Origin of the sequence: Marinobacter sp. BW6 (assembly GCF_008107725.1) — a bacterium.
Lineage (GTDB): Bacteria > Pseudomonadota > Gammaproteobacteria > Pseudomonadales > Oleiphilaceae > Marinobacter.
In genome coordinates, this window is record NZ_VIRN01000064.1 from 500463 (window position 1) to 524487 (window position 24025).

Here is a 24025-nt window from a genome sequence, read left to right on the forward strand (position 1 = left end):
ACATGAAAGCTAAAAGGTCTTAAACATGGAAATGTCCGAATCGGTAAACGTACTGGGCGAAAAACTGGAAACCTGCGGCAAAGACCCGATCACCGGCTTCTACCGCGATGGCTGCTGCAACGTCGGCCCGGATGACTTTGGTCTGCATGCCGTCTGCGCCGTGGTCACCGACGAATTCCTTGAATTCTCCAAAGCCCAGGGCAATGACCTCAGCACCCCCAGACCGGAATTCGGCTTCGAAGGCCTGAAAGCGGGTGACAGCTGGTGCCTGTGCGCGGCTCGTTGGCAGGAAGCCTTCGAAGCCGGCAGCGCGCCACGAGTCCGCCTGCGCGCCACGCACCAGGCCGCTCTGGAAAAGTGCGCCCTCGACGACCTCAAAGCCCATGGTGCCGACCTTAGCTGATGAGTCATCCTGGACCCGACGCCGCGCCGGATGCCGCTGTCTGGCGCACTCTGCAGGCCAGTCTTGCCGCCAATGGCGAACGCCGTCTGGTCCTGCTTGAAGGTAGTCGGGAAAAAAATCTCGAGTGGCTTTCTGCCCTGCTATCTGAACTCGAGCTTCAAACCAGCCTCTGGACCGGGCCTACGGGCCAGTGCCCCGATCCGCGCCTGACCCGGATTGTCCCGGGCGAGGCCCGACAATGGCTTGGCCGGGAAGTCTCCCTGATTATCTGGGACGGCTGGCAGGGAAACCCGCCCGATGCCTTCGCTGCTCTCTCGGGGGCATTGACCGCCGGCGGCTTGCTGTTCTGGTTGATGCCGCCGCTGGATGAGTGGCACCGGTTTGCTGACCCGGACTACCCGAGGACCGGTCTTGACCATGGTGGAGAGCATCCCTTTGCGGCCCGTATGGCCGATATTCTTGTCGATCATGAAGCCGTGATCCGGATCTCTCCGGGCAAATTGCCATCAACCGTGCCCGCCATTCCCGCTGTACCGGAGCAAAGCTTCCGAATCGGCGCAACCCGTGACCAGGAACAACTGGTTCAGCGCCTGGTCCGGTTTGGCCTGGGCCGAAGACGCCGACCGCTGGTTGTGACCGCAGACCGGGGGCGGGGCAAGTCTGCCGCTTTGGGAATGGCTGCGGCGGAGTTATTGGAGAAAGGCAGGCGGGAAATCGTTGTTACTGCGCCATCGGAACAGAATGTAGACACCCTGTTCCGCCACGCCCGGGAAGCTCTCTCAGATCAGCTGGACCATGTCAGCGCCGGTACGCTGACAACCCGGTCGGGCGGGCGCCTGAGGTTTATTCCGGTCAGGGAGCTTCTGGCCTTGCGACCGGAGGCCGAGGTGGTTCTGGTGGACGAGGCCGCTGCGGTCCAGGCATCCCTGCTGAAATCGGTTCTGCTGGGCTGGCCCAGGGTGGCATTTGCCACCACGGTGCATGGCTACGAGGGCGCCGGCCGGGGCTTCGCCATACGCTTTCGACAGGTACTTGAACAGTCGACGCCTCACTGGCAGGCGATGACACTGACCGAGCCGGTGCGCTGGGCCGTGAATGATCCGCTGGAAGCACTGGTCAGTCAGCTCTTTCTGCTGGCTGCCGATGGCAGTGTGCCACCCCGAAAAACCGAAAGCAGCGCCGGAGAGCTGGTCATCGAAGCCTGGCACCCGGCAACTGCCGGCGATGAGGCGCTGTCTCATGCCTTTGGTTTGCTGGTGGATGCCCATTACCGGACCAGTCCGGCCGATCTTCGGCAATGGCTGGACGATCCGGCTGCTCGGAGCTGGCGTGCACGGATTGGTGACCGGACGGTTGGAATCCTCTGGTGTGCGCTCGAAGGTGGCCTTTCACCGGAGCTGGCCGAACAGGTCAGCCTGGGCACCCGTCGAATTCGCGGACATCTCCTGCCGCAATCGCTGGCCAGCCACAGCGGCTATCCGGAAGCCGCTGTCCTGGAAGGTCTTCGTGTGGTGCGCATTGCGATCTCAGACGACGTCAGGCGGCAGGCTATTGGCCGAAGCCTGGTCGAGGCCGCACTGGCGTATAGCGTCGCGCAAGGTGTTGATTATCTTGGAACCAGCTTTGGCGGCAGCACCGACCTGCTGGCCTTCTGGCAGACCTGCGGTCTTCATGTGCTCAGGGTCGGCTTGCAGCAGGAAGCCACCAGTGGGGAATATCCGTTGCAGATGATCAAAGGCATCTCTCAGACGGCCCTGGATCTGGAAGGGCGCATTCGCAAACGACTCGCCGGCCACTGGCTTACCCTGTTGCCCGACAACTGGCCCGGGCTGGAACCGGATCTGCTGGCGGAGATAACGGCCGATCTGCCCCCGGGGCCCGGGCTTGATAGTGATGATCTGCGGGATCTTCGTAATTTCGCCAACGGCCACCGGGGGTTTCAGGTTATGGTTCCGGTTCTGCGGAAGCTGAGCCAGGCGCGGGGAACCATGGCGTGGCTGAGGGACCATGAAGACCTGGCCGTGTGGTGCGGCAGCGTACTGCAGGGTTGGCCATGGTCGTCGCTTCAGGCTCAAAAGCTGTGCCTGGGGCAAAGAGAAGGTGAAGACCGGCTGAGGCTGCTGGTTCGCGATCGTCTCAAGGATGGCCCGGGTTTGTGACTCGCTCGATTTAATTTCCGATGGTGTCTGCCCAGAATAGGTCCACCTATCTTTCCACCGAGACTCCATAGAGACTGTTTGTTATGGCCAAGGGAACCGGCGCCCTCCGTGTTTTGCTGATTTTGCTTCCGCTTTTTGTTTTTCTGTCTGGCTGCGCTTCCCAACGCCAGCCGGTTACTCTCAGCCCCGAGGCGCTGGCCGAGGCTGATGCGCTTTTGATTTCAGTTGCCGGGAATGGTGAAAAGAGACGCGTGCAGCTGCTGCTGTCCGCCGGCGCCGATGTAAACGCCAGCGACCGCAACGGCTATACCCCTGTGATGCGGGCAGCAGAGAACGGCCATCTATCGGTGGTCAAAGTGCTACTGGCAGCCGGCGCCAACGTCAATGTCAGCCAGGGCGGAGAGTCACTGCTTATGAAGATAGTCGCCAATGGTGACTTGCTGACCGCGGAACGGCTGGTGGCCGCGGGGGCCGATGTGAATTACCGGGCCAAGGACGGCCAGACCGCGCTGGACATCGCTCGCACCACCAACAATCGGGATCTGGAAATGTTGTTGGTGCAGGCGGGCGCTCAACTCTAGTGTCCGGGGGCTATTCCAGGCCCATCGGATCGGTCTCGTCATCCCACTCCGGGGTGAAATGGGCCGCGACGACATCTTCCGGGACATCGGCAACGCCCGGATAACTCCATTTGGGGTGGCGATCCTTGTCGATAGCCAGAGCCCGTATGCCTTCTGCCAGGTCAGGACGGCGGATGCATTCCGAGACCATGGCCAGCTCCATACGGAAGGCGTCCTTCAGGGACATCTGCTGGGCTTTTTGTAACTGGCTCCAGACCAGCCAGGCGGACACCGGGCAGCCGGTCCTCAGCGTATTCATGCATGCATGCCACCAGTCGCAGTCCACCTCCGCCGTGAGCAATTGGTCGACGATTTCGGGTAGTTCATCGCCAGCGCTGAGCCGGGCAATTCGCTGTTCGTGCTTTGCAAGGTGGCTGGACGGCAGTGCCCGGTAATCCGGTGTCTGGAACTGATTCAGCAAGCGGAACAGGCGGTTGTCGTCCGCGGCAGTCTGCCCGGTCCAGCGTTCCGACGCCAGGCGGTCGAGCAGGCGGTCCCGATCTTCCGGCAGAATCGCCATGTCCGCGAGGCCAACCCGCAGTGCATCGCTTACGTTCAGGCGAGCGCCGGTTAAGCCCATGAACAAGCCGAGTCGACCGGGCAGCCGTTTCAGAAACCAGCTGGCACCCACATCCGGAAACAGACCGATGGCGATCTCGGGCATCGCCAGGGTGACATCCGGTGTTATCAACCGATACCGGCAGCCGGAAAACACACCAAGACCACCGCCCATTACCACGCCGTGGGCTATACCCAATACCGGCTTCGGAAAACGATGGATGGTGTAGTCCATCCGGTATTCGCGGCTGAAAAAGCGTATCGGTTTCTCTCTGTCTTCCGGATCGAGAATCGCATCGTAAAGTTCGCGGATATCACCGCCGGCGCAGAAGGCTCTTTCGCCTGCTCCCTGAATAACCACGATGCAGATCCGGTCATCATTGGCCCAACGATCCAGAATGTCCTGGGTCTGCTGGATCATTTGCTCGGAAAGTGCATTAAGCGTGCCCGGGGAGTTCAGCGTCAGAACTCCGATATGGCCTTCGCGACAGGCAAGTTCCTGGGCCTCTACAGACATTGACGTTATCTCCGGATAATGAAATCGATCTTGCATACGGAATCGAACGTACTTTCACTCTAATAGCCAGAACAGAAAAGAGGACGAACGTCGAAAGGAAGTCCTTGACCTATCGCATTTGAGGTTCCCCGGCTCTGTGCTATAAGTGCTAGTCAGTTTACTGTCCGGCTTCCAAACCGGGCTGAAAATCTTGAAAACGATGATGAGAGGGTAATGACAATGAATCTGAAACACTACGCTGTTGCGGGAATTTTTGCGCTTGGCGCTGCAGTGCCTGCTGTAGTTTCTGCTGCGGATGCCGAAGCGGGTAAGGCCAAGGCGGCTGTGTGCGCTGCCTGTCATGGCCAGAACGGTCTGGCGCAAATCCCGACTTACCCGAACCTGGCGGGCCAGAATGAGCAGTACCTGGTATCTGCCCTTAAGGCGTACAAGAACAAGCAGCGGTCCGGCGGCCAGGCGGCCATCATGCAGGGTCAGGCTGCTGCCCTGAGTGACGCCGATATCGCCAACCTGGCGGCCTATTACGCCAGTCTTCCCGCAGACGGCGGCAAGTAAGTTTTACCGTGTCAGCGAAGCGGCTCAGGCCGCTCCGCTGACTATGCGATAGCTTGGTCTGTAGGCCGAAGAGCCAGGTAGTTTCATGCGGTTCTGGGTGACAAATTGCTCCAGCATGGCCTCAAGGGGTTTGATCAGGCTCGGATCGCCAGCAATCTCGAACGGCCCCTTCTCCTGAACCTGCCGTATACCACCTTCCTTGACGTTCCCGGCAACGATACCGCTGAACGCTTTCCGCAGATTCGCGGCGATCAGGTGCACCGGCTGATCCCGATGCAGCTCCAGCGCCCGCATGTTGTCGTGATTGGGCTCGAACGGTAACTGGAACACCGGGTCGATCTTCAGCATCCAGTTGAAATAATACGCATCCTGCATGGCGCGCCGGAACGTCTCGACCTCCTTCATGCCCTTTTTCATGGTCTGGGCCACCCGCACCGGATCGTCGATGATAATCTCGTACTTGCTGGCAGCTTCGTCCCCGAGGGCGTTCCGGATGAACTTGTCGATCATCTCGAAATACTCCGCGTTCTCCTGTCGGCCGGTAAACACCACCGGGAAGGGCAGGTCGGCGTTGTCCGGATGCAGCAGGATGCCCAGCAGGTAGAGAATTTCCTCGGCGGTGCCGACACCGCCCGGGAAAACAATGACACCATGCCCGCAGCGCACGAAGGCCTCCAGCCGTTTCTCAATGTCCGGCATGATCACCAGCTCATTGACGATGGGGTTCGGTGCTTCTGCGCCAATAATGCCCGGTTCGGTGATGCCGATGTAGCGGCCGTTCTTGACCCGCTGCTTGGCGTGGCCGATGGTTGCGCCTTTCATAGGGCCTTTCATGGCCCCCGGGCCACACCCGGTACAGATGCTCAGGGCTCTCAGCCCCAGTTGATGACCTACATCCTTGCTGTACTGGTATTCGTCATGCCCGATTGAGTGGCCACCCCAGCAAACGACCAGATCCGGTTGTCTTCCCGCCTGGAGTACCCGGGCATTGCGCAGGATGTGGAAAACGTAGTTGGTGAGGTCTTCCGGGTCGTCCCGCCGGAAACCTGCGGCTGACTGGGGAATCGAATGGGAGTAGATGATATCCCTGAGAACCGAGAACAGGTGTTCACGGATCGCTCGAAGCATCTGTCCATCAACGAACGCATGTGCGGGCGCGTTGATCAGTTCGAGTTTGAGACCCCGTGGCTGAGGAACCAGACGGACGTCAAAGTCAGCATGGGATTCCATCAATGCCTGACAGTCGTCGGTTTCTACCCCGGTATTCAGAACCGCCAGGGCACACTGGCGAAACAGCCGATACAGGCCTCCCTCGCTGCGGTCCTTGAGGCGGTTGACCTCATGATTGGAAAGAATTTCAAGGCTGCCCTCGGGGGAAACCAGGGCATTGATGGTCGTTTCCTGCATTAACGGTGAAACTCCTGGATGTTGCGGAAATGCCCGATTTTGAGGCACGCCTTCAAAAGAGTAGACTAAGGCCTTTCATGACAATACGCCACCCGACAAAATTCCGATTTATGAAACTGCTTATTCGTCCCGCTCCGGAAGTTGCTATCAAGAGTAAACCTGTCCGCCGTCAGCAGATGCGACACCTGCGGCAGAACATCCGAAAATTGCTGGCCCGGCTGGATGCGGAGATTCGGGTCGAAGGCAGCTGGGATAGGGTAGACGTGGAGGTACCTGACGGCCGCGGGCTGTCCGGGCCCGCCCTTGAGGTGCTTCTGCGCATACCGGGTATTTCCACGATTCAGGAAATCGGAGCGTTTCCGTTTGTCAGCCTTGACGACGTTGCTGACAGAGCCGTTGAGGCGTTTGCCGACCGTTTGACTGGCAAAACCTTCGCAGTCAGGGCCCGCCGTCACGGTGAGCACAGTTTCCGCTCCATCGATCTGGAACGGACGGTGGGTGCCGCGCTTATTCAGGCATCGGGTGCCAGTGGAGTCGATCTCAAATCCCCGCAGGTTGAGGTGCGGATTGAGGTCAACGACGATCGCTATCACATCGCCCATCGTAAGCACCGGGGGCTGGGCGGTTACCCCCTGGGCAGCGTCGAAAATGTGCTAACCCTGATTTCCGGGGGCTATGATTCGTCCGTGGCCGCCTACCTGATGATGCGTCGGGGTTTGCGCAATCACTTCCTGTTTTTCAACCTCGGGGGCACAGCCCATGAGGTCGGTGTGCGCCAGGTAGTCCACTACCTGTGGGATCGCTATGGCGCCTCCCACAGCGCGAAGTTTATCTCGGTGCCCTTCGAGGGTGTCGTCGCCGAAATCATGCGTTCGGTGAGTCACCGCCACTGGGGCGTAGTGCTCAAGCGCCAGATGCTGATGGCGGCGGCCGAGATTGCCCGCAAGAACAACGCAGTGGGTCTGGTGACAGGGGATGCCGTGGCCCAGGTGTCCAGCCAGACCCTGAGCAACCTCAATGTGGTGGATCGGGCCAGTGACGAGGTGGTCTTGCGGCCCCTGGTGTCCATGGACAAAGAGGCCATCATTCGTATCGCCCGGGAAATTGGCACAGAGGTTTATGCCCGCAATATGCCCGAATACTGTGGCGTGATCTCCCAGAAACCGGCGACCCGCGCCAAGCTCCACCGCGTCGAGGAAGACGAGGCCCAGATGGATACGTCAGTGCTTGCTAACGCAATTCAGGCCCGGGAGGAAACGCCGGTAAGCCGTTTGCTGGAAACGACCGTGACCCCTGAGGAAGTGGAAATGGTTCAGACGCCGTCGGTGGAGGACGTGATTATTGACGTCCGTCATCCCGCCGAGGGCGAACAGTCTCCGCTGAAGCTGACCAACAATGAAATTCTTAAGATCCCGTTCTATGAGCTGAATCAGCAGCTTCCGGAGTTGCCAGCAAACCGGCAGTACCTGCTGTATTGCGATCGCGGCACGATGAGCCGCATGCACGCCGGGCATCTGAAGGCCGAAGGGCACGAAAACGTGAAGGTTTACGTGCCCGCAGCCTGATGCGTCAGCCTGCCAGACCTTTGAAGAACTGCTGGACGTTCTCGCTCAGAGCCTCCAGATCGTAACCGCCTTCCTGCACTACCAGCGTCGGCAGCCCCAGCTGACGCACATGGGTGCTAAGCTTGCAGAAACCCTCCGAGGATACCGACACCTTGGCCTGGGGATCATTCTTGTAGATATCGAAACCGAGGGCGAGTATCAGGGCATCCGGCTGGAAAAGTTTGATGGCCGCCAGGGCTTCATCCAGTTTTGCGAAGAAATCGTCTTCCGTTGATCCGTGGGGCATCGGCATGTTGATGTTGTAGCCAAAACCTTCCCCTTCACCACGTTCGTTCTCAAAGCCGCTGACGACCGGGTAGAAGTTGGTGGTGTCGCCATGGATGGAGATGTACAGCACATCGCTTCGATCGTAGAAGATTTCCTGAATGCCCTGGCCATGGTGCATGTCGGTATCCAGGATCACGATCCTGGGGAACCGTGTTTTCATGTGCTCGGCGGCGATGGCGGCATTGTTCAGGTAGCAGAACCCGCCTGCGGCATCCCGGCGCGCATGGTGCCCCGGCGGGCGACAGACAGCGTAGGAAGTGCGGTCGCCGGCAATCAGCGCGTCGGCGGCACCCAGTGCACTCTGGGCCGACCAGTAGGCGGCATGCCAGGTATGCTCGCCAATCGGGCAACTGCCATCGGCCTGGTACCGCGCAGCCTCCGCCAGGATGCCAGTCAGATGGTTGGGGGAGCGCACAAAGATATTCGAGATAACTTCCTCGCCCCAGTCATCCATCGCTTTCCAGCGCCGATGGGCGGATTCCAGAAAACGCAAGTAGCCCAGATCGTGAACTTTTGAGATCGGCCCCGCGCCCTGGTCGGCGGGCTGTAGCACGGAGATGCCCATTTCTTTCAGTCCGCCCAGCATTTCACCGGTTCGAGCAGGGATCTCCTGGGGCTGGCGCATCTGTCCCCGGGTAAAGTACGTCTGTGGAATGTGCTCATCCTGTGCGGGATGGAAAAATGCCTTCATTGTCCGGTCTCCTGGGTGTCTGATCCCCCGAGTATAGGCACACTCAGGCGATGATCAAAAGCCTGCCCTTGACTTTACAGGGTGGGATACAACATCCACTATGAAAGACATAAAACACTGACGCAACCAGATTACCTGGACTGCGCCCCACACGGGGGCGGAGCCAATCACAGAAGAGGAGCCGAGATGATCGAGTCACCCCTGCTGGAAAAGCTGACCGGCTATATCGGTGGTCGCTGGACTGATAATGAGCATGGCAACACCTTCGATGTTTACAACCCGGCAACGGGCAAGGTGATCGCCCAGGTCGCATCCATGTCGGAAGACGAAGTGAACGCCGCCGTTGCTTCCGGCAAGTCGGCACTGCGACTGACCAGTCCCTACAGCATCGAGACCCGCCGTAAGTGGCTGGAAGACATCCGGGACGCACTCAAGGCCAACAAGGAGGAAGTCGGTCGGATCCTGTGCATGGAGCATGGCAAGCCGCTGCAGGAGGCCCAGGGTGAAGTGGATTACGCCGCCGGGTTCTTCGATTATTGCTCCAAGCACATCCAGGCCCTGGATGCCCACACCATCCCGGAAAAACCGAAGGACTGCACCTGGACTGTCCACTACCGGCCCATCGGTGTCACGGGCCTGATCACGCCCTGGAACTTTCCCATTGGCATGATCGCGAAGAAGCTTTCGGCTGCGCTGGCGGCAGGCTGCCCATCGGTGATCAAACCGGCCAGCGAAACCCCGCTGACCATGATTGCCCTGTTCAGCCTGATGGACAAGCACACCGACATACCCGACGGCATGGTTAACCTGGTGATGGGTAAAGCCAGCGTGATCGGCAAGGTTCTCTGCGAGAGCCCGGATGTGCCCATGCTCAGCTTTACCGGCTCCACCGAAGTGGGCCGCAAGCTGATTGTCGATACAGCGGAACAGGTCAAGAAACTGGCCCTGGAGCTGGGTGGCAATGCGCCGTTCATCGTCTTCGACGATGCTGATCTGGATGCCGCAGCCGACAACCTCATCGCCAACAAATTCCGCGGTGGGGGCCAGACCTGCGTCTGTGCCAACCGGATCTTCGTGCATGAGAAAGTGGCCGATGCCTTCGGTGAGAAGCTGGCCGAGCGGGTCAACAAGATGACCGTCGGCGACGGTATCAACGGCGACGTGGATCTTGGCCCCCTGATCAACCAGGCCGGCTATGACAAGGTTAAACGTCACGTACAGGATGCCCTTGAAAAAGGCGCGACCCTGGTTGCCGGCAAGAAACCGGAAGATCTGGGCAACGACCTGTTCTTCCCGCCCACCGTGGTGCACGGCGTAAACCGGGATATGTGCTGTTATCAGGAAGAAACCTTCGGTCCGTTGGTGCCCATGGCCCTGTTCCGCACGGAAGAGGAAGTCATCGAAGCCGGTAACGACACCGAGTTTGGTTTGGCCTCCTACGTGTTCACCAACGATGCCGAGCGTGCCCAACGCGTTGCTGCCGGCCTTCGCTTTGGTCACTGCGGTTGGAACACTGGCACCGGCCCGACGCCGGAAGCGCCGTTTGGTGGCATGAAGGCCTCTGGTATTGGCCGTGAAGGTGGCCTGGAAGGTCTGTTCGAGTTTGTTGAAGCGCAGACTGTACCAAGAGGCTTTTAATAGAGAAGCCATCTCCGAAGCGAGATAAGCGCGGGGGCGGGGCTCTGTTCAGGACTGTCTGTGGCCAGGGATGGCCACAGCCAAGCGCACATGGATGTGCTCGTAGCGTGTCCTGAACAGAGCCCCGCCCTCGTGCTTTCCCCGTCAAGAAAAGGGCTAACCCAAGCCCAAAAGAAATCCCGCATTTCTCCTGTTATACTCTCAGACCTGTTTATTTAACCAGTAGCGAACCAATTCTTTATGGACGTCTCCCACATCATCGATCCGTTGAACGATGCCCAGCGCGAAGCTGTAACTGCCCAGAATGACCACTTGCTGGTGCTTGCCGGCGCGGGCAGCGGCAAAACCCGCGTTTTGGTCCATCGGATTGCGTGGTTGATGACCGTGGATCGGGTGCCGCCCACTGGCATCCTGGCGGTTACGTTTACCAACAAGGCCGCCAAGGAGATGCGTTACCGCATTGAGCAGATGATGGACATTCCAGCTCGCGGCCTCTGGTTCGGCACCTTTCATGGCATTGCGCACCGTCTGCTGCGCTCGCACTGGAAAGACGCCGGCCTGCCAGAGAACTTCCAGGTGCTGGACAGTGACGATCAGTTGCGGCTGATCAAGCGGGTGATGCGGGAAAACCAGATTGATGAGAGCAAGTGGCCGCCAAAGCAGGCCCAGTGGTTTATCAGTAGCCAGAAGGACGAAGGGCTGCGGGCGGATCACATCCAGGAGAATCCGGGCGACCATTTCCTGTCGATCATGCTGAAGATCTATCGCCAGTACGAGAAGCTCTGCCAGCAGGGCGGTCTGGTGGATTTTGGCGAGCTGCTGCTGCGTTCCCACGAACTCTGGCTGCATCGCCCGGAGCTGCTGGCCCATTACCAGAGCCGGTTCCAGCACATCCTGGTGGACGAGTTCCAGGACACCAACACCATTCAATATGCCTGGTTGCAGGTGCTGGCCAGCAATCGCGTGCCAATGACGGTGGTGGGGGACGACGATCAGTCTATCTACGGCTGGCGGGGTGCCAAGGTCGAAAACATCCAGCAGTACCAGCGGGATTTCCCCAATGCCCGGCTGGTGCGTCTGGAGCAGAACTACCGCTCCACCCAGATGATCCTGAGGGCGGCCAACGCGGTAATCGCCAACAACCAGGGCCGGTTGGGCAAGGAGCTCTGGACCGACGGCCCGGAAGGCGAGCCGATCAGCCTGTACGCGGCATTCAACGAACAGGACGAAGCCAATTACATTGCCGACAGCATTTCCGCCTGGGTGCAGGACGGTAACCTGCGCAGTGAATCCGCCATTCTCTATCGCTCCAATGCGCAGTCCCGAGTGCTGGAAGAGTCGCTGATGCGCCAGGGTATTCCTTACCGGGTCTACGGAGGCCTGCGATTCTATGATCGCCAGGAAATCCGCAATGCTCTGGCGTACCTGAGGTTGGTCCAGTATCGGCGGGACGATGCGGCTTTCGAACGGGTGGTCAATGTGCCGCCTCGCGGCATTGGTGCGAAGAGTCTCGCAGAGCTCCGTGAATACGCGACCGAGCAAAGTATCTCATTGTGGGAATCCGCCGAGCGTCTGCTGGAAGCCGGGCAGGTGAAAGGCCGGGCCAAAACCGGGTTGCAGTCTTTCATCGCCATTATTGAGGGCCTCTCCGAAATGGTGGGCGAGGCTTCATTGCATGGTCTGATGAAGCAGACCATCGAAAACAGCGGCCTGAAGGACTATCACGCCAGCGAGAAAGGTGAGAAGGGTCAGGCCCGGGTGGAGAACCTCGAGGAACTGGTGAATGCCCTGTCTGATTACGAGGTAGAGGATGGCGTGGACGCGCTGTCGGAGTTCATCGCCCAGGCGGCTCTGGATGCTGGTGAATCCCAGGCCGAGGACCATGAAGACAGCGTTCAGCTGATGACCCTGCACTCTGCCAAGGGGCTGGAGTTTCCGCTGGTGTTCCTGGCCGGCGTGGAAGAGGGGCTGTTCCCCCACGGCATGTCCCTGGAGGAGCCGGGCCGCATGGAAGAGGAGCGTCGCCTGGCTTATGTCGGCATAACACGGGCCATGAAAAAGCTGGTGCTTACTTACGCCGAATCCCGGCGTTTGTACGGGCAGGAAAAGTTTAATGCGTTATCCCGGTTCGTTCGGGAGATTCCGGGCGACTGTCTGCAGGAAGTGCGCCTGCGAAACACGGTGACTCGGCCGGCTATGGTGGAGCGCCCTAACGAAAGCATGTTCAGCCAGGATTCGGCCCAGCAATCCGGGTTCAGCCTGGGGCAACGGGTGCGTCATCCCAAGTTTGGCGAGGGTATCGTGATGAATTCCGAGGGTACCGGGCACCATACTCGGGTGCAGGTGAACTTTGATGAGGGCGCCAAGTGGCTGGTTCTGGCTTATGCGCCTCTCGAGGCCTGCTAATTGTAAGCAGGCCTACATCAGAACGGCGTAAATCACACCCGCCAATGCGATCCGATAAATCACGTACGGCCACATCCCCACCTTGTTCAGCCACTTCAGGAAGAAGTGAATCGCTGTGATGGCCATCAGGAATGAGGTCACTCCGCCGATCAGGAAGCCATTCCAGTCCACCACAACATCCGAAGTCGCCACTTCCAGCAGTTTAACGGCCGATGCCAGCACGATGATGGGAATTGCCAGCAGGAAAGAGAACCTGGAGGCAGTTTCCCGGCTCATGCCCAGAAACAAGCCGGCGGTGATGGTAACGCCGGAGCGGGACGTACCGGGGACCAGGGCCATGGCCTGGGCGATGCCGACGAGGACGGCGTCTTTCCAGTTGAGCTTGTCCAGGGTGCGCTGGCGTTTGGGCAGCCAGTCTGCAACGCCCAGGAGCAGACCGAAAAACAGGGTGGTGAAGAAGATGACTTCCACGGCTCGCAGTTCGTTATCGATCATGTCCAACAACGCCAGGCCGGCGAGGCCAGCCGGGATGGTGCCGATCACCAGATACCACGCCAGGGCGCCCTGGCCAATGATTTTACGGCGGCTGACAGAAATCAGTCCGTCCCGGGCAATACCGAAGACGTCCTGCCGGAAATAGAGCACAACCGCCAATAAGGTCCCGACATGCACGGACAAATCGAAGCCCACGCCCTGATCGGTCCAGCCGAACAATGCCGGGGTCAGGATCAGGTGGGCGGAGCTGGAGATGGGCAGGAATTCGGTCAGTCCCTGGAGTAGGCCAAGGAATAGGGCCTGGAAAACGTCCATTGCGTGGATTCCGTCAGATTCAGTGCGTCAGAAATGTGGTCGCGATATTAGCAGGGTGGGGGTGAGCTGAACAGATAATGCGAATGAGGCCAACGCCGTAACCAATGTCCGGCGTTGGCAGCCGCGAATTATGCCGGGAAACGATCCCGGGTTTTATTGGCGATACGCACAAGCACCAGCATCAGTGGCACCTCCACCAGAACTCCGACGACGGTTGCGAGGGCGGCGCCGGATTGCAGGCCGAACAGGGCGATGGCGGCGGCTACGGCCAGTTCGAAGAAGTTGCTGGCACCGATCATGGCACCCGGAGCTGCAATGCAGTGGCGAACTTTCCAGAGCCTTGCCCAGCCGTAGGCCAGGAAGAAAATCAGGAAGGTCTGAACGATCAATGGCACGGCGATCAGCACGATGTGCAGGGGATTGTTCAGGATTACTTCGCCCTGGAAGGCGAACAATAGCACCAGGGTGACGATCAATGCCGCCGGGGTGACCGGGCTGAGCCGCTTCATGAAGACGTCGTCGTACCACTGCTGGCCGTGGCGCGAGATCAGTGCGCGGCGGGTCAGGTAGCCGGCCGTTAGCGGAATCACGATATACAGGACTACAGACAGCAGCACGGTATCCCAGGGTACCTGGATGTCGGAAATGCCCAGCAGGAAAACAACAATCGGCGCAAAGGCGAACAGCATGATGATGTCGTTCAGCGATACCTGAACCAGGGTGTAGGCGGCATCGCCTTTGGTCAGGTAGCTCCACACGAACACCATGGCGGTGCAAGGCGCCGCACCCAACAGGATCGCGCCGGCCAGGTACTCGCTGGCCAGCTCCGGCGCGATCCAGGGTTCGAACACCACCATCAGAAAGAACCAGGCAATGGCAAACATGGTGAAGGGCTTGATCAGCCAGTTGACGATAGTAGTGATCGCCAGGCCTTTCGGTTCTTTTCGTACACCGACCACCGCACTGAAATCAATCTGCGCCATCATCGGGAAAATCATCGCCCAGATCAGAATGGCGATCGGAATGGAGACCTGCGCGTATTCGAAACGGGAAAGGGTTTCCGGTACCACGGGCGCGAGCTGGCCGAGGGCTACGCCGGCGATGATGGCAAGGGCCACCCACACCGACAGATACCTGCCGAACAGGTCCATTCCTTCGCGGGTGTCTTCTGCCTGGTTTATTTCTGTGTTGGTGCTCATTGTGCTGGAGGATTCCTTTACTCGTGGCGACGCTGGATCTATTATGCACAAAAATAGATATTCATAAAGCCGAATATACGGAAGTTCAGATATGAAGCGCCGCGTTTTGTTCGTCTGTACCGCCAACAGTGCCCGTTCCCTGATGGCAGAAGCCTTGCTCCGGGACATGGCCGGAGACCGGTTTGAAGTGGCCAGCGCCGGCACCGAGCCAACCAGGCCCCACCCGATGGCATTACAGGTGCTTGAGGAAGCCGGTGTTGCTACGGAAGGATTGCACAGCAAGCAATTGGCGGAGGTTCGGGAGCAATACTGGGATTATGTCATTACCCTTTGCGAAAAAGCAGCCGATGAGTGCGGCACAGTCTGCCAGCCGGCCCAGCAGATTGCCTGGGATTTTGCCGATCCGGTACCGGCAAACCGCCACGCTACCTTTGCACTCACTCTCAGGGAAATCAGAGAGCGCATTGCGCTGTTTGCGCTGGTGCACCAGAAAGAAACCGGACCGAAACCCGCCAGCTATGACCCGGTCGCCGTGTTCAAGGCCTTGGCCGACGACTTCCGCCTGGCAGCTTTGCTGCTGATTCGCAGCCAGGAACAGCTTTGTGTCTGCGAACTTACCGAAGCCTTTGAAGCACCTCAGCCAAAGGTCAGCCGGCATTTGGCGACGTTACGGGAGGCTGGTCTGCTGGCAACGGAGCGTCGGGGCCAGTGGATTTACTATTCTGTTAATCCCGATATTCCTCAGTGGCTGGCCCGGGTGCTGGATGAAACCGCCAGCCATAACGGCCGATTGATAGAGAACCCGCTTGCGCGATTGCAGACCATGGCAGACCGTCCGTCTGTCCAATGCCTGTAATCCGCTGGCGATCAAAACGACGGAAGAGGTTCATCAGGAGCGCATCATGAGCAAGATCAAGATCGGAATTAACGGATTTGGCCGAATCGGTCGGCTGGCGTTGCGGGCGGCCTGGGATTGGCCGGACATGGAGTTTATTGCCATTAACGATCCGGGCGCAGATGCCGCCACCCTGGCTCACCTGCTTAACTTTGACAGCATCCATGGTCGCTGGAGCCAGGAAGCAACCGCGGATGGAACGGAGATCGTTATTGAGGGCCGGCGTATTCGGGTGACTCATAACCGAACCATCGGTGAAAGCGACTGGTCCGGCTGCGATCTGGTGATTGAGGCCAGTGGTGTGAACAAGAAGGTCAGTGCGCTGCAGGCCTACCTGGACCAGGGCGTGAAACGGGTGGTGGTGACGGCACCGGTGAAAGAGCCGGGCGCCAAGAATATCGTCCTCGGTGTGAACGATGATATTTTCGACCCGGCCAATGACCGCATTGTCACTGCCGCGTCCTGCACCACCAACTGCCTGGCACCGGTGGTGAAGGTGATTCATGAGAAACTTGGCATCAAGCACGGCTCCATCACTACCATTCACAGCCTGACCAATACCCAGACCATTATCGATGCGCCCCACAAGGATCTGCGCCGGGCGAGGGCCTGCGGCAGTTCGTTGATTCCCACCAGTACCGGTTCAGCCACGGCAATTATCGAAATATTCCCGGAACTGAAAGGGCGCCTCGATGGCCACGCCGTGCGCGTGCCACTGACGAATGCGTCGCTGACCGACTGCGTGTTTGAGGTGGAAGCACCGACCGACCGTGCGGCGGTAAATCAGTTGCTGAAAGAAGCCGCTGAAGGTGAGCTCAAAGGCATCCTGGGTTACGAGGAGCGACCGCTGGTATCGATCGATTACAAGACCGACCCGCGTTCTTCCATAGTTGATGCCCTCTCCACCATGGTAGTTAACGGCACCCAGGTGAAGATCTACGCCTGGTACGACAACGAGTGGGGCTACGCCAACCGCACCGCGGAACTGGCTCGCAGAGTGGGTTCTGCCTGATATGACCGCTGCCATCCGACAGTACCTGGTGATCACCGGTAACTATTGGGCTTTTACACTCACTGATGGTGCCCTGCGGATGCTGGTGGTGCTGCATTTCCACCAGTTGGGCTATTCGCCCCTCGAAATCGCCCTGTTGTTCATCTTCTACGAGTTTTTCGGGGTGGTGACCAATCTGGTGGGTGGTTATCTGGGCGCCCGTATGGGGCTGAACCGCACCATGAACATCGGGCTGTTTCTGCAGATTGTGGCGCTGGCTATGCTGGCAGTGCCAGCGGCGATGCTGACGGTGCCCTGGGTAATGGCCGCGCAGGCGCTCTCCGGGATTGCCAAGGACCTGAACAAGATGTCCGCCAAGAGCGGTATCAAGTTGCTGGTGCCGGATGAGCAGCAGGGCACATTGTACAAGTGGGTGGCCATTCTGACCGGCTCCAAGAATACCCTCAAGGGCGTGGGATTCTTCCTCGGTGGTGTGCTTTTGATGGCTGCAGGCTTTACGGGTGCGGTCATTATCATGGCGGTGGCGCTGGGACTGGTCTGGCTGGCCAGCCTGTTTCTGCTGGGGCAGGATCTGGGCAAGAGCAAGGCCAAGCCGAAGTTCAGCGAGATCCTCTCCAAGAGCCGGGCCATCAATGTTTTGTCTGCGGCCCGCATGTTTCTGTTCGGTGCTCGGGATGTGTGGTTTGTGGTGGCTTTGCCCGTCTACCTGCACACGGTCTTTGGCTGGGACTTCTGGAAAGTGGGTGGCTTTATGGCCACCTGGATTATCGGTTATGGCTTTATTCAGACCGTTGCGCCGCGCATAACCGGCAACATGGAAGGCAAACAGCCTGCTGTGCTCTGGGCGGCCGCACTGGCATTGATTCCCGCAGCAATAGCCATTGGCCTGACGGCGGGCTGGTCAGCCCAGTTCGTGATTGTTGGTGGTCTGCTGTTGTTTGGCGTGCTGTTTGCCGTCAACTCGTCGCTGCACAGTTACCTGATTGTCAGTTACGCGAGAGGCGATGGTGTGTCGCTGGATGTGGGTTTCTATTACATGTCCAATGCCGCCGGCCGGCTGCTGGGAACGATCCTGTCCGGTTGGGTCTACCAGGCCTGGGGCCTGGAGGCCTGTCTTTGGATATCGTCGGGTCTGGTGACCATGGCAGCGTTGCTGTCCGTGCTGTTGCCCGAGCGGCGACCAGTTGTGGCTTGAGTTCCCGTCAGAAGCGAATGACCAACCCGGCACCAGCTTCCACCTGCAAGTAGCCGCTGCTGTCGAAGCTGAGTTCGCACCCGCCGGAGCAGAATGCGGAGCCACCCGAATTCAGGGCGGTGTAAACGCCGCGCAGATCCAGTCTGAGGCGCAGGTGGTCAGTCAGAAAGAACTGATATCCACCACCCAGGGACAGGGCTGCCCGGTGGTGGGTTTCGTACCTGGAATCGTCCGGTTCCAGCCGGGTCACCCCGAACACGCCGGAGACAAATCCGCCGTAGTTGTTGCCACCCGGGAAATACAGCCCGCCGAACTGGAGCTGGTAGATCGTCAGGTCGATGGATTCGACGCCCGGGGCGAAGAGGCCGTTGTCGAGCCTGGCCGAGGTGTGCTGCCGACCGAAATAAAGTTCCCCCTGCTTGCCGGGCTCCGCAAGATCAAAATTGAATACCAGCCCCTGGCTTGCGGAATCCCGGAAGTCGATCTGGTCTGAGGTGCTGGCACCGGCGGTTTTGATGTCCACCGAACTACTTGCCCGAACCCCTGCAAACGGTGAAAGGCTGACGTCGGCGACAACCGGAGAGGCGAACAGTGCCGATCCGAGAGCTAACGCTATAAAAGGTCGAAACTTCATACATCCCTGGCCTGTGCGGCTGGTTGTTGGCAGGACACTGTGCAATGGTATGTTCGTGACAAATATTGGCGAGCCCTGGTGATAGTATCTTGACAGATCTTGTGCTGGAAAGTCTCAGTGTTGGGACTCTCAATAACCTGTCCCTGACAGTGCCAAGTGGACAGGTTCTCTGCATTTCCGGCCCTTCGGGGAGCGGCAAGAGTCGCCTGTTACGGGCCGTGGCTGACCTGGAGCCGCACGGAGGCAGGGTTTCTCTGGGTGATACAGCCCAGTTCGATGTTGCTGCCCACACGTGGCGAAGCCGGGTGGTGATGGTGCCCGCAGACAGTCAGTGGTGGTTTGATGACGTGGGTGGTCATTTTTCGGGTGATTCGGCCTCGAGACTCCCCTCCGCTCTGGGCTTTCCGCCCGGGGTGATGGGCTGGTCTGTGAGTCGACTGTCCTCGGGCGAGCGACAGCGCCTTGCGCTTTGGCGGGCCCTTGCCGTTCAGCCGGAAGCTCTGTTGCTGGACGAGCCCACCGCCAATCTGGATAACGACAGTACGGAAGTCATTGAAACCTGGTTACTTGACGAGATCCGTCGTCGGCAGATCGCGGTGCTCTGGGTCGCCCATGATCCGGCCCAGATTCATCGGGTGGCCGACGCCCATTACCGGATCCTTGGCACCAGGCTGGAGCGCGACCATGGAAGTGATTGATCTGGCCTGGTGGAAGTTGGGGCTTGCGGCCTTGCTGGTACTGGCGCTGGCGGCAACTGGGTATCTGGCCCGGCTCGGCGTCACCCGAAGTCTTCTGATCGCCGCACTCCGCACGGTCATTCAGTTGGCGTTGATCGGGTTGGTACTGGAAGCGCTGTTCGCGTCATCTGAGTTCTACTGGATTGCCCTGCTGGCGCTGGTCATGCTGATGGTTGCTGGCCGGGAGGTAGTGGCTCGACAAGGCCGACGCCTGCGGGGATGGTGGGCGTTCAGTATCGGCACCAGTGCAATGTTCGTGTCGTCCTTCACGGTTACGGTGCTGGCCCTGACTGTGGTGATTGGCCCCGAGCCCTGGTACGCCCCGCAATACGCCATTCCCTTGTTAGGTATGATGCTTGGCAACACCATGACTGGCGTGAGTCTGGCGCTGGATCGATTGAATGAATCGGTCTGGCGCCAGCGGGCGGTCATTGAGAACCGTTTGATGCTGGGCCAGACCTGGCAGCAGGCGATGGAGGATATCCGTAGGGAGGCCATGCGCAGTGGCATGATGCCATCAATCAACGCCATGGCCGCCGCCGGTATTGTCAGTCTGCCGGGCATGATGACTGGCCAGATTCTCGCGGGGAGCCCGCCGGCGGTGGCGGTGAAATACCAGATTCTGGTGATGCTGATCATTACCGTCGGCACCGGATTCGGCGCTTTGATGGCGGTTTCGTGGGGAGGCCGCAAACTCTTCGATGACCGGGAGCGTTTGCGGCTGGATCGATTGGTAAAACCCTGAGGGTAGGGCTCGATGTCAACCAGGTACCAAAGTCGCATGGGCGAAGCAGGCATCGCGAGGCTAGGCTTAATCCATCGTTCGCATAAAAGACAACAACAATGATCGACCTGCTACGACGTTATCCCCTCCCTGTGATTGTTCTGGCCCAGCTTTTCGGTACCTCGCTATGGTTCAGTATCAACGGTGTCTGGTTGTCACTGTCGAGGGAACTAGGCCTGACAGAAACCGATTTGGGCCGGTTGACGCTGGCGGTTCAGGCAGGCTTTATCGCGGGTACCCTGACCATCGCTGTGACCGGCCTGGCAGACCGCTTTGGCGCGAGCCGTATCTTTGCTCTGTCGAGTCTGTTGGGTGCCGTGGTTAATGGCGGTTTTGTTGTCGCCGCAGGTTGGCCACCGGTCGATTTTCTCCTGCGATTCGCCACCGGTCTTTGCCTGGCTGGCATCTACCCTCTGGGCATGAAAATGGTCATCGCCTGGACTCCAAAATACGCCGGTGCGGCACTGGCCTGGCTGGTGGGCATGCTTACCCTGGGTACTGCCTTGCCACACATGATGCGAGGCGCAACCCAGGGTATGCCCTGGGAGTGGCCGCTGATGGCAGCATCCTGCCTCGCCCTGGCCGGAGGGCTGCTTGTTTTCCTGCTTGGCGACGGGCCGCACCTGCCGAAAAGTAGTGGCCGGCTGCCCCTCAGCCAGGGTCTGGCGGCCTTGCGTATCCCGAGATTCCGGGCGGTGGCCGGCGGTTACTTTGGTCATATGTGGGAGCTTTATGCCTTCTGGACGTTAACGCCCCTGCTCATCGGCCGGGAACTTCAGCGCCTGGGGCAGGGTGATGCATTGGTTCCCTGGTTGTCGTTCGCGGTGATTGGCATTGGCGCCGCGGGTTGCGTCGGTGGCGGACGGCTCAGTCGAACCCTGGGCAGCGAGTGGGTGGCCCGGCGGGCGCTGATGGTATCTGGTGCCGTTTGTCTGTTATATCCCTGGCTGAGCGGCATGCCCCCGATTTTTCTGATTGCGTTGCTACTTGTGTGGGGTGTTGCCGTGATCGCGGATTCGCCGCAGTTTTCAGCACTGGCGGCTGAGACCGCGCCTCGTGAATCTGTAGGGTCCTCGTTGGCAGTCATGAATGCGGTCGGGTTTGGCCTGACATTGCCGGCCATCTGGCTCACCAGCGGCCTCTGGGGGCAGCTGGGAGCATGGGTAGTGCTTGTGTTGGTTCCCGGGCCAGTGCTGGGTTTGTGGTCGCTCGGAAGAAAACCTTCTACCCCCGAAAGATCATGATCCCAGCCAGCCGGCGATCTCATCTCGTCCGGGAATGGAACCGCTATGCACCAACTTGCCGTCAACCGCTACGGCAGGCGTCGCCATGACCTGATACTCCATAATTCTGGCCGGATCAGTTACTTTTTCTACGTTCACGGTCTGCCCCAGTTCTTTGGCCAAGCGTTCGATACTTTCGGCTGTCTTTACGCACTTTTTGCAGCCGGTTCCCAGCACTTCAAAGGTCTTCATCGGTTTTCTCCTGATATTCGTTAACACTGAATTTGCCTTCAGAACCCGGCAAATAGCCAGGGTTCTATGGCATTGATGACCCAGCCCACCACCATGAAGTTGGCCAGCAGGATTGCAAAAATCAGCGCAAGGAGGCGAAACGTCATCACCTGTTTGAGCATGATGAACTCGGGAAAGCTGGCCGCCACGGTGCTCATACAGAAGGCGAGAGTGGTGCCCACTGGCAGTCCCTTGACGATTAGGCTCTCCATCACCGGAATGACGCCGGTGGCGTTGGAATAGAGCGGGAGACCGGCGAAAACCGCCGCCGGCACGCTCCACCATTGGCCGGAACCCAGGTTGTCGGCAAACCAGCCTTCGGGTACGAAGCCGTGCAGGGCCGCGCCCAAGCCGACGCCGATCAATACCCACTTCCAGATTCGCCCGACGATTTCACCGAGTTCAGTTTTTGCGAACTGATGGCGCTCGGCAAACGTCATCTTGCGGGATTCGGGGACCTCTGTGTTATCCGGCTGTTCATGAGCTGCCTTTGCGGCCTTCTGATAGGCTTTGGCGGCGAAGTCTTTGAGCCAGCGCTCGCCTCTCAGGCTGTCGAGTATCATCCCGCCAACAATGCCAACGGTCATGCCGACCACCACGTAAGCGAGAGTGAACTTCCAGCCCAGCAGACTCCAGAGCATGATCACTGCAACTTCATTGATGATTGGCGATGTGAACAGAAATGCCATGGTGATGCCCAGGGGGATCCCGGCGCTGGTAAAGCCCAGGAACAGCGGGATGCTGGAGCAGGAGCAGAACGGTGTTATCGCCCCGAAGCCGGAACCAAAAACGTAGCCGGCAAGGCGGTTTTTGCTTTGTATGTAGGCACGTACTCGCTCTAGGTCCAGTGTGGCGCGGGCGAGGGCAATGATGTAAATCATCACCACCAGCAAGAATAAAATCTTGGTGGTGTCCTCAATGAAAAAATGAATTGAAGTGCCTGCCTTTGTGGCCGGATCCAGTCCAAGAATGTCGTAGGTCAGCCAGGTGGCAAGATCAGAAAAGTAATCAAGCATTGCCAGTTTGCACCTTTGTTAATGAAACCTCATAACCTGAAGGCGAATAGCTGCCTGAAAGGATACTTTAGATTGTCCGCCAAAGGCTTTACTTCGAAATCCAACTGTCGATGGATGGCTACTGTGGAGTAGCTCTGTACTGAAAAGGCTTTTGATCTGGTTTTGGGCCTTTGCTAGGCTCTTACGCTCTCCCCCTAACCCAATCCTATTATGGCTGGACCTCCATTGCATAACCCTCGTGGCGAAGCACCGAGAATCCTTATGCTTTCCGGTTACGATGCTGCCAGCCACAGGCGTTGGCGCGAACAGTTGACCGCCCTGTTTTCGGGTTTTGAATGGCACAGTCTGGTATTGCCGGCGCGGTTCTTTCGCTGGCGCATCCGAGGCAATCCACTGAGCTGGCTGAATGAGCCGCTCCTGCAGGAACGCTGGGATCTGATTGTCGCTACGTCCATGGTGGATCTGGCAACTCTGCGCGGCCTGCATCCGCGCCTGGCCAGTACACCCTGCCTGCTGTACATGCACGAAAACCAGTTCGCCTTTCCGGTGTCCCGTGGTCAGAACAGCAGTGCAGACCCACAGATGGTGAACCTCTACAGCGCGCTTTCTGCCGATTGCGTGGTGTTCAACAGTGGCTGGAACCGGGACAGTTTTCTGGACGGCGTCGATTCTTTCTGCCAGAAACTGCCTGACAGAGTGCCCGAGGGACTGATCGAAACTCTGCGTCAGAAGTCCCGGGTCATACCAGTACCGATTGAAGATCGGTTGTTTACCTATCGCCCCTCACTGGTGGACCGGTTCTGTCCGCACCTGCTCTGGAACCATCGCTGGGAATACGACAAAGGGCCCGATCGCCTGCTGAATTTCCTGCAGGTTTTGGAACAGCGCTCGGTGCCGTTCCGGCTGAGTGTGGTGGGCGAGCGGTTTCGCAGTTATCCGAAGGCATTTGACCGGATCCGGGAACAGTTTGATTCTTGCATCGAACACTGGGGATTCCTGGAAAGCCGTGACCACTATGATCAGCTGCTGCGCCAGGCGGATATTGTGGTTTCCACGGCACTGCACGATTTCCAGGGTCTGTCGATGCTCGAAGCCATGGCTTCAGGTTGCGTTCCCCTGGCGCCGGACCGGCTGGCCTATCAGGAATACGTGCCGGACTCGTGTCGCTATGGGAGCCATGAACAGGATTCGGAGCGAGAGGCTGAAGCAGCCGCCGATTGCCTTGAATACCTTCTGGAGAAAAGGGCGTCAGCCTGTCCGCCAGAAGGTTGGCGGGCATCCAGCCTGGCCGGCGACTACCTGTCCCTGTTTCACCGTCTGATCAAAAACGGGGTGGGCAAGTCCTGATCCTGTTTCTTCCCCAAACCTGTCTCAGATCAAACC

At 58.9% G+C, this 24025-nt stretch carries 22 protein-coding genes; 14 read left to right on the plus strand and 8 right to left on the minus strand.

Features of this window, described 5'->3' with window-relative positions; genetic code table 11:
• Positions 1-25: 25 nt before the first annotated feature.
• From FMN52_RS10855 to FMN52_RS10865, 3 genes are all read left to right on the plus strand, one after another.
• Positions 26-403: a DUF2237 domain-containing protein gene (locus FMN52_RS10855; RefSeq protein WP_148608640.1), complete on the plus strand. Its 378-nt coding sequence runs from the start codon at positions 26-28 to the stop codon at positions 401-403.
• The gene (locus FMN52_RS10860; RefSeq protein WP_148608641.1) at positions 403-2562 is read left to right on the plus strand and encodes a GNAT family N-acetyltransferase; all 2160 of its coding nucleotides are present in this window, start codon (positions 403-405) and stop codon (positions 2560-2562) included. The genes FMN52_RS10855 and FMN52_RS10860 overlap by 1 nt, the downstream gene beginning before the upstream one ends.
• Positions 2563-2645: 83 nt before the next feature.
• Complete coding sequence (locus FMN52_RS10865; protein WP_148608642.1) at positions 2646-3143, plus strand: ankyrin repeat domain-containing protein; 498 nt, start codon at positions 2646-2648, stop codon at positions 3141-3143.
• A 10-nt stretch (positions 3144-3153) separates the two neighbouring features.
• Here FMN52_RS10865 and FMN52_RS10870 read toward each other — a convergent pair whose 3' ends face one another.
• Complete coding sequence (locus tag FMN52_RS10870; protein ID WP_148608643.1) at positions 3154-4257, minus strand: enoyl-CoA hydratase/isomerase family protein; 1104 nt, start codon at positions 4255-4257, stop codon at positions 3154-3156.
• Positions 4258-4476: 219 nt separating this feature from the next.
• Between FMN52_RS10870 and FMN52_RS10875 the strand changes: the two genes are divergently transcribed.
• Entirely contained in the window at positions 4477-4812 is a 336-nt protein-coding gene (locus tag FMN52_RS10875) for a c-type cytochrome (protein WP_148609734.1), read from the plus strand.
• A gap of 24 nt (positions 4813-4836) precedes the next feature.
• On the opposite strand, the gene ppnN is transcribed toward FMN52_RS10875, so the two are convergent.
• Complete coding sequence (ppnN, locus tag FMN52_RS10880) at positions 4837-6219, minus strand: nucleotide 5'-monophosphate nucleosidase PpnN (RefSeq protein WP_148608644.1); 1383 nt, start codon at positions 6217-6219, stop codon at positions 4837-4839.
• Between the two features lie 110 nt (positions 6220-6329).
• Between ppnN and thiI the strand changes: the two genes are divergently transcribed.
• Positions 6330-7784, plus strand: a complete 1455-nt coding sequence (thiI, locus tag FMN52_RS10885) for a tRNA uracil 4-sulfurtransferase ThiI (protein WP_148608645.1) — start codon at positions 6330-6332, stop codon at positions 7782-7784.
• 4 nt (positions 7785-7788) lie between these two features.
• Here thiI and FMN52_RS10890 read toward each other — a convergent pair whose 3' ends face one another.
• On the minus strand, positions 7789-8802 hold the full coding sequence (locus tag FMN52_RS10890) for a histone deacetylase family protein (RefSeq protein WP_148608646.1): 1014 nt from the start codon (positions 8800-8802) through the stop codon (positions 7789-7791).
• A 186-nt stretch (positions 8803-8988) separates the two neighbouring features.
• On the opposite strand from FMN52_RS10890, the gene FMN52_RS10895 reads away from it, so the two are divergent.
• Positions 8989-10440 (plus strand): NAD-dependent succinate-semialdehyde dehydrogenase, encoded by a 1452-nt coding sequence (locus tag FMN52_RS10895; RefSeq protein ID WP_148608647.1) that lies wholly within the window; start codon positions 8989-8991, stop codon positions 10438-10440.
• Positions 10441-10680: 240 nt separating this feature from the next.
• Complete coding sequence (gene uvrD / locus FMN52_RS10900) at positions 10681-12846, plus strand: DNA helicase II (RefSeq protein WP_148608648.1); 2166 nt, start codon at positions 10681-10683, stop codon at positions 12844-12846.
• 12 nt (positions 12847-12858) lie between these two features.
• Here uvrD and FMN52_RS10905 read toward each other — a convergent pair whose 3' ends face one another.
• On the minus strand, positions 12859-13656 hold the full coding sequence (locus FMN52_RS10905) for an undecaprenyl-diphosphate phosphatase (protein WP_148608649.1): 798 nt from the start codon (positions 13654-13656) through the stop codon (positions 12859-12861).
• A gap of 128 nt (positions 13657-13784) precedes the next feature.
• Entirely contained in the window at positions 13785-14855 is a 1071-nt protein-coding gene (gene arsB / locus FMN52_RS10910; protein WP_148608650.1) for an ACR3 family arsenite efflux transporter, read from the minus strand.
• Between the two features lie 91 nt (positions 14856-14946).
• On the opposite strand from arsB, the gene FMN52_RS10915 reads away from it, so the two are divergent.
• From FMN52_RS10915 to arsJ, 3 genes are read left to right on the plus strand one after another with little or no spacing between them, the layout of a single operon-like run.
• Entirely contained in the window at positions 14947-15711 is a 765-nt protein-coding gene (locus tag FMN52_RS10915; RefSeq protein ID WP_148608651.1) for a metalloregulator ArsR/SmtB family transcription factor, read from the plus strand.
• Between the two features lie 46 nt (positions 15712-15757).
• Positions 15758-16762, plus strand: a complete 1005-nt coding sequence (locus tag FMN52_RS10920) for an ArsJ-associated glyceraldehyde-3-phosphate dehydrogenase (protein WP_148608652.1) — start codon at positions 15758-15760, stop codon at positions 16760-16762.
• Position 16763: 1 nt separating this feature from the next.
• On the plus strand, positions 16764-17957 hold the full coding sequence (arsJ, locus tag FMN52_RS10925) for an organoarsenical effux MFS transporter ArsJ (RefSeq protein ID WP_148608653.1): 1194 nt from the start codon (positions 16764-16766) through the stop codon (positions 17955-17957).
• A 7-nt stretch (positions 17958-17964) separates the two neighbouring features.
• Here arsJ and FMN52_RS10930 read toward each other — a convergent pair whose 3' ends face one another.
• Positions 17965-18591: a hypothetical protein gene (locus tag FMN52_RS10930; RefSeq protein ID WP_148608654.1), complete on the minus strand. Its 627-nt coding sequence runs from the start codon at positions 18589-18591 to the stop codon at positions 17965-17967.
• An 89-nt stretch (positions 18592-18680) separates the two neighbouring features.
• On the opposite strand from FMN52_RS10930, the gene FMN52_RS10935 reads away from it, so the two are divergent.
• The 3 genes from FMN52_RS10935 (at position 18681) to FMN52_RS10945 (ending at position 21356) form a co-directional block, all read left to right on the plus strand.
• Complete coding sequence (locus tag FMN52_RS10935; RefSeq protein WP_148608655.1) at positions 18681-19289, plus strand: ABC transporter ATP-binding protein; 609 nt, start codon at positions 18681-18683, stop codon at positions 19287-19289.
• Positions 19276-20073 (plus strand): iron export ABC transporter permease subunit FetB, encoded by a 798-nt coding sequence (fetB, locus tag FMN52_RS10940; RefSeq protein ID WP_148608656.1) that lies wholly within the window; start codon positions 19276-19278, stop codon positions 20071-20073. The genes FMN52_RS10935 and fetB overlap by 14 nt, the downstream gene beginning before the upstream one ends.
• A gap of 98 nt (positions 20074-20171) precedes the next feature.
• Positions 20172-21356, plus strand: coding sequence for an MFS transporter (locus tag FMN52_RS10945; protein ID WP_148608657.1), 1185 nt, complete (start codon positions 20172-20174; stop codon positions 21354-21356).
• Here FMN52_RS10945 and FMN52_RS10950 read toward each other — a convergent pair.
• On the minus strand, positions 21351-21587 hold the full coding sequence (locus FMN52_RS10950; protein ID WP_148608658.1) for a thioredoxin family protein: 237 nt from the start codon (positions 21585-21587) through the stop codon (positions 21351-21353). The two genes, FMN52_RS10945 and FMN52_RS10950, sit on opposite strands and share 6 nt — an antisense overlap.
• Positions 21588-21625: 38 nt before the next feature.
• Positions 21626-22642, minus strand: coding sequence for a permease (locus FMN52_RS10955; protein ID WP_148608659.1), 1017 nt, complete (start codon positions 22640-22642; stop codon positions 21626-21628).
• A gap of 261 nt (positions 22643-22903) precedes the next feature.
• Here FMN52_RS10955 and FMN52_RS10960 point away from each other — a divergent pair, with 261 nt between their 5' ends.
• A complete protein-coding gene (locus tag FMN52_RS10960; RefSeq protein WP_205424943.1) occupies positions 22904-23989 on the plus strand; it encodes a DUF3524 domain-containing protein in 1086 nt (361 codons plus the stop codon).
• Positions 23990-24025 lie beyond the last annotated feature (36 nt).

Coding starts and splice junctions, on each gene's coding strand:
- FMN52_RS10855 (WP_148608640.1), top strand. CDS start 26: ATGGAAATGTCCGAATCGGTAAACGTACTGGGCGAAAAACTGGAAACC.
- FMN52_RS10860 (WP_148608641.1), top strand. CDS start 403: ATGAGTCATCCTGGACCCGACGCCGCGCCGGATGCCGCTGTCTGGCGC.
- FMN52_RS10865 (WP_148608642.1), top strand. CDS start 2,646: ATGGCCAAGGGAACCGGCGCCCTCCGTGTTTTGCTGATTTTGCTTCCG.
- FMN52_RS10870 (WP_148608643.1), bottom strand. CDS start 4,257: ATGTCTGTAGAGGCCCAGGAACTTGCCTGTCGCGAAGGCCATATCGGA.
- FMN52_RS10875 (WP_148609734.1), top strand. CDS start 4,477: ATGAATCTGAAACACTACGCTGTTGCGGGAATTTTTGCGCTTGGCGCT.
- ppnN (WP_148608644.1), bottom strand. CDS start 6,219: ATGCAGGAAACGACCATCAATGCCCTGGTTTCCCCCGAGGGCAGCCTT.
- thiI (WP_148608645.1), top strand. CDS start 6,330: ATGAAACTGCTTATTCGTCCCGCTCCGGAAGTTGCTATCAAGAGTAAA.
- FMN52_RS10890 (WP_148608646.1), bottom strand. CDS start 8,802: ATGAAGGCATTTTTCCATCCCGCACAGGATGAGCACATTCCACAGACG.
- FMN52_RS10895 (WP_148608647.1), top strand. CDS start 8,989: ATGATCGAGTCACCCCTGCTGGAAAAGCTGACCGGCTATATCGGTGGT.
- uvrD (WP_148608648.1), top strand. CDS start 10,681: ATGGACGTCTCCCACATCATCGATCCGTTGAACGATGCCCAGCGCGAA.
- FMN52_RS10905 (WP_148608649.1), bottom strand. CDS start 13,656: ATGGACGTTTTCCAGGCCCTATTCCTTGGCCTACTCCAGGGACTGACC.
- arsB (WP_148608650.1), bottom strand. CDS start 14,855: ATGAGCACCAACACAGAAATAAACCAGGCAGAAGACACCCGCGAAGGA.
- FMN52_RS10915 (WP_148608651.1), top strand. CDS start 14,947: ATGAAGCGCCGCGTTTTGTTCGTCTGTACCGCCAACAGTGCCCGTTCC.
- FMN52_RS10920 (WP_148608652.1), top strand. CDS start 15,758: ATGAGCAAGATCAAGATCGGAATTAACGGATTTGGCCGAATCGGTCGG.
- arsJ (WP_148608653.1), top strand. CDS start 16,764: ATGACCGCTGCCATCCGACAGTACCTGGTGATCACCGGTAACTATTGG.
- FMN52_RS10930 (WP_148608654.1), bottom strand. CDS start 18,591: ATGAAGTTTCGACCTTTTATAGCGTTAGCTCTCGGATCGGCACTGTTC.
- fetB (WP_148608656.1), top strand. CDS start 19,276: ATGGAAGTGATTGATCTGGCCTGGTGGAAGTTGGGGCTTGCGGCCTTG.
- FMN52_RS10945 (WP_148608657.1), top strand. CDS start 20,172: ATGATCGACCTGCTACGACGTTATCCCCTCCCTGTGATTGTTCTGGCC.
- FMN52_RS10950 (WP_148608658.1), bottom strand. CDS start 21,587: ATGAAGACCTTTGAAGTGCTGGGAACCGGCTGCAAAAAGTGCGTAAAG.
- FMN52_RS10955 (WP_148608659.1), bottom strand. CDS start 22,642: ATGCTTGATTACTTTTCTGATCTTGCCACCTGGCTGACCTACGACATT.
- FMN52_RS10960 (WP_205424943.1), top strand. CDS start 22,904: ATGCTTTCCGGTTACGATGCTGCCAGCCACAGGCGTTGGCGCGAACAG.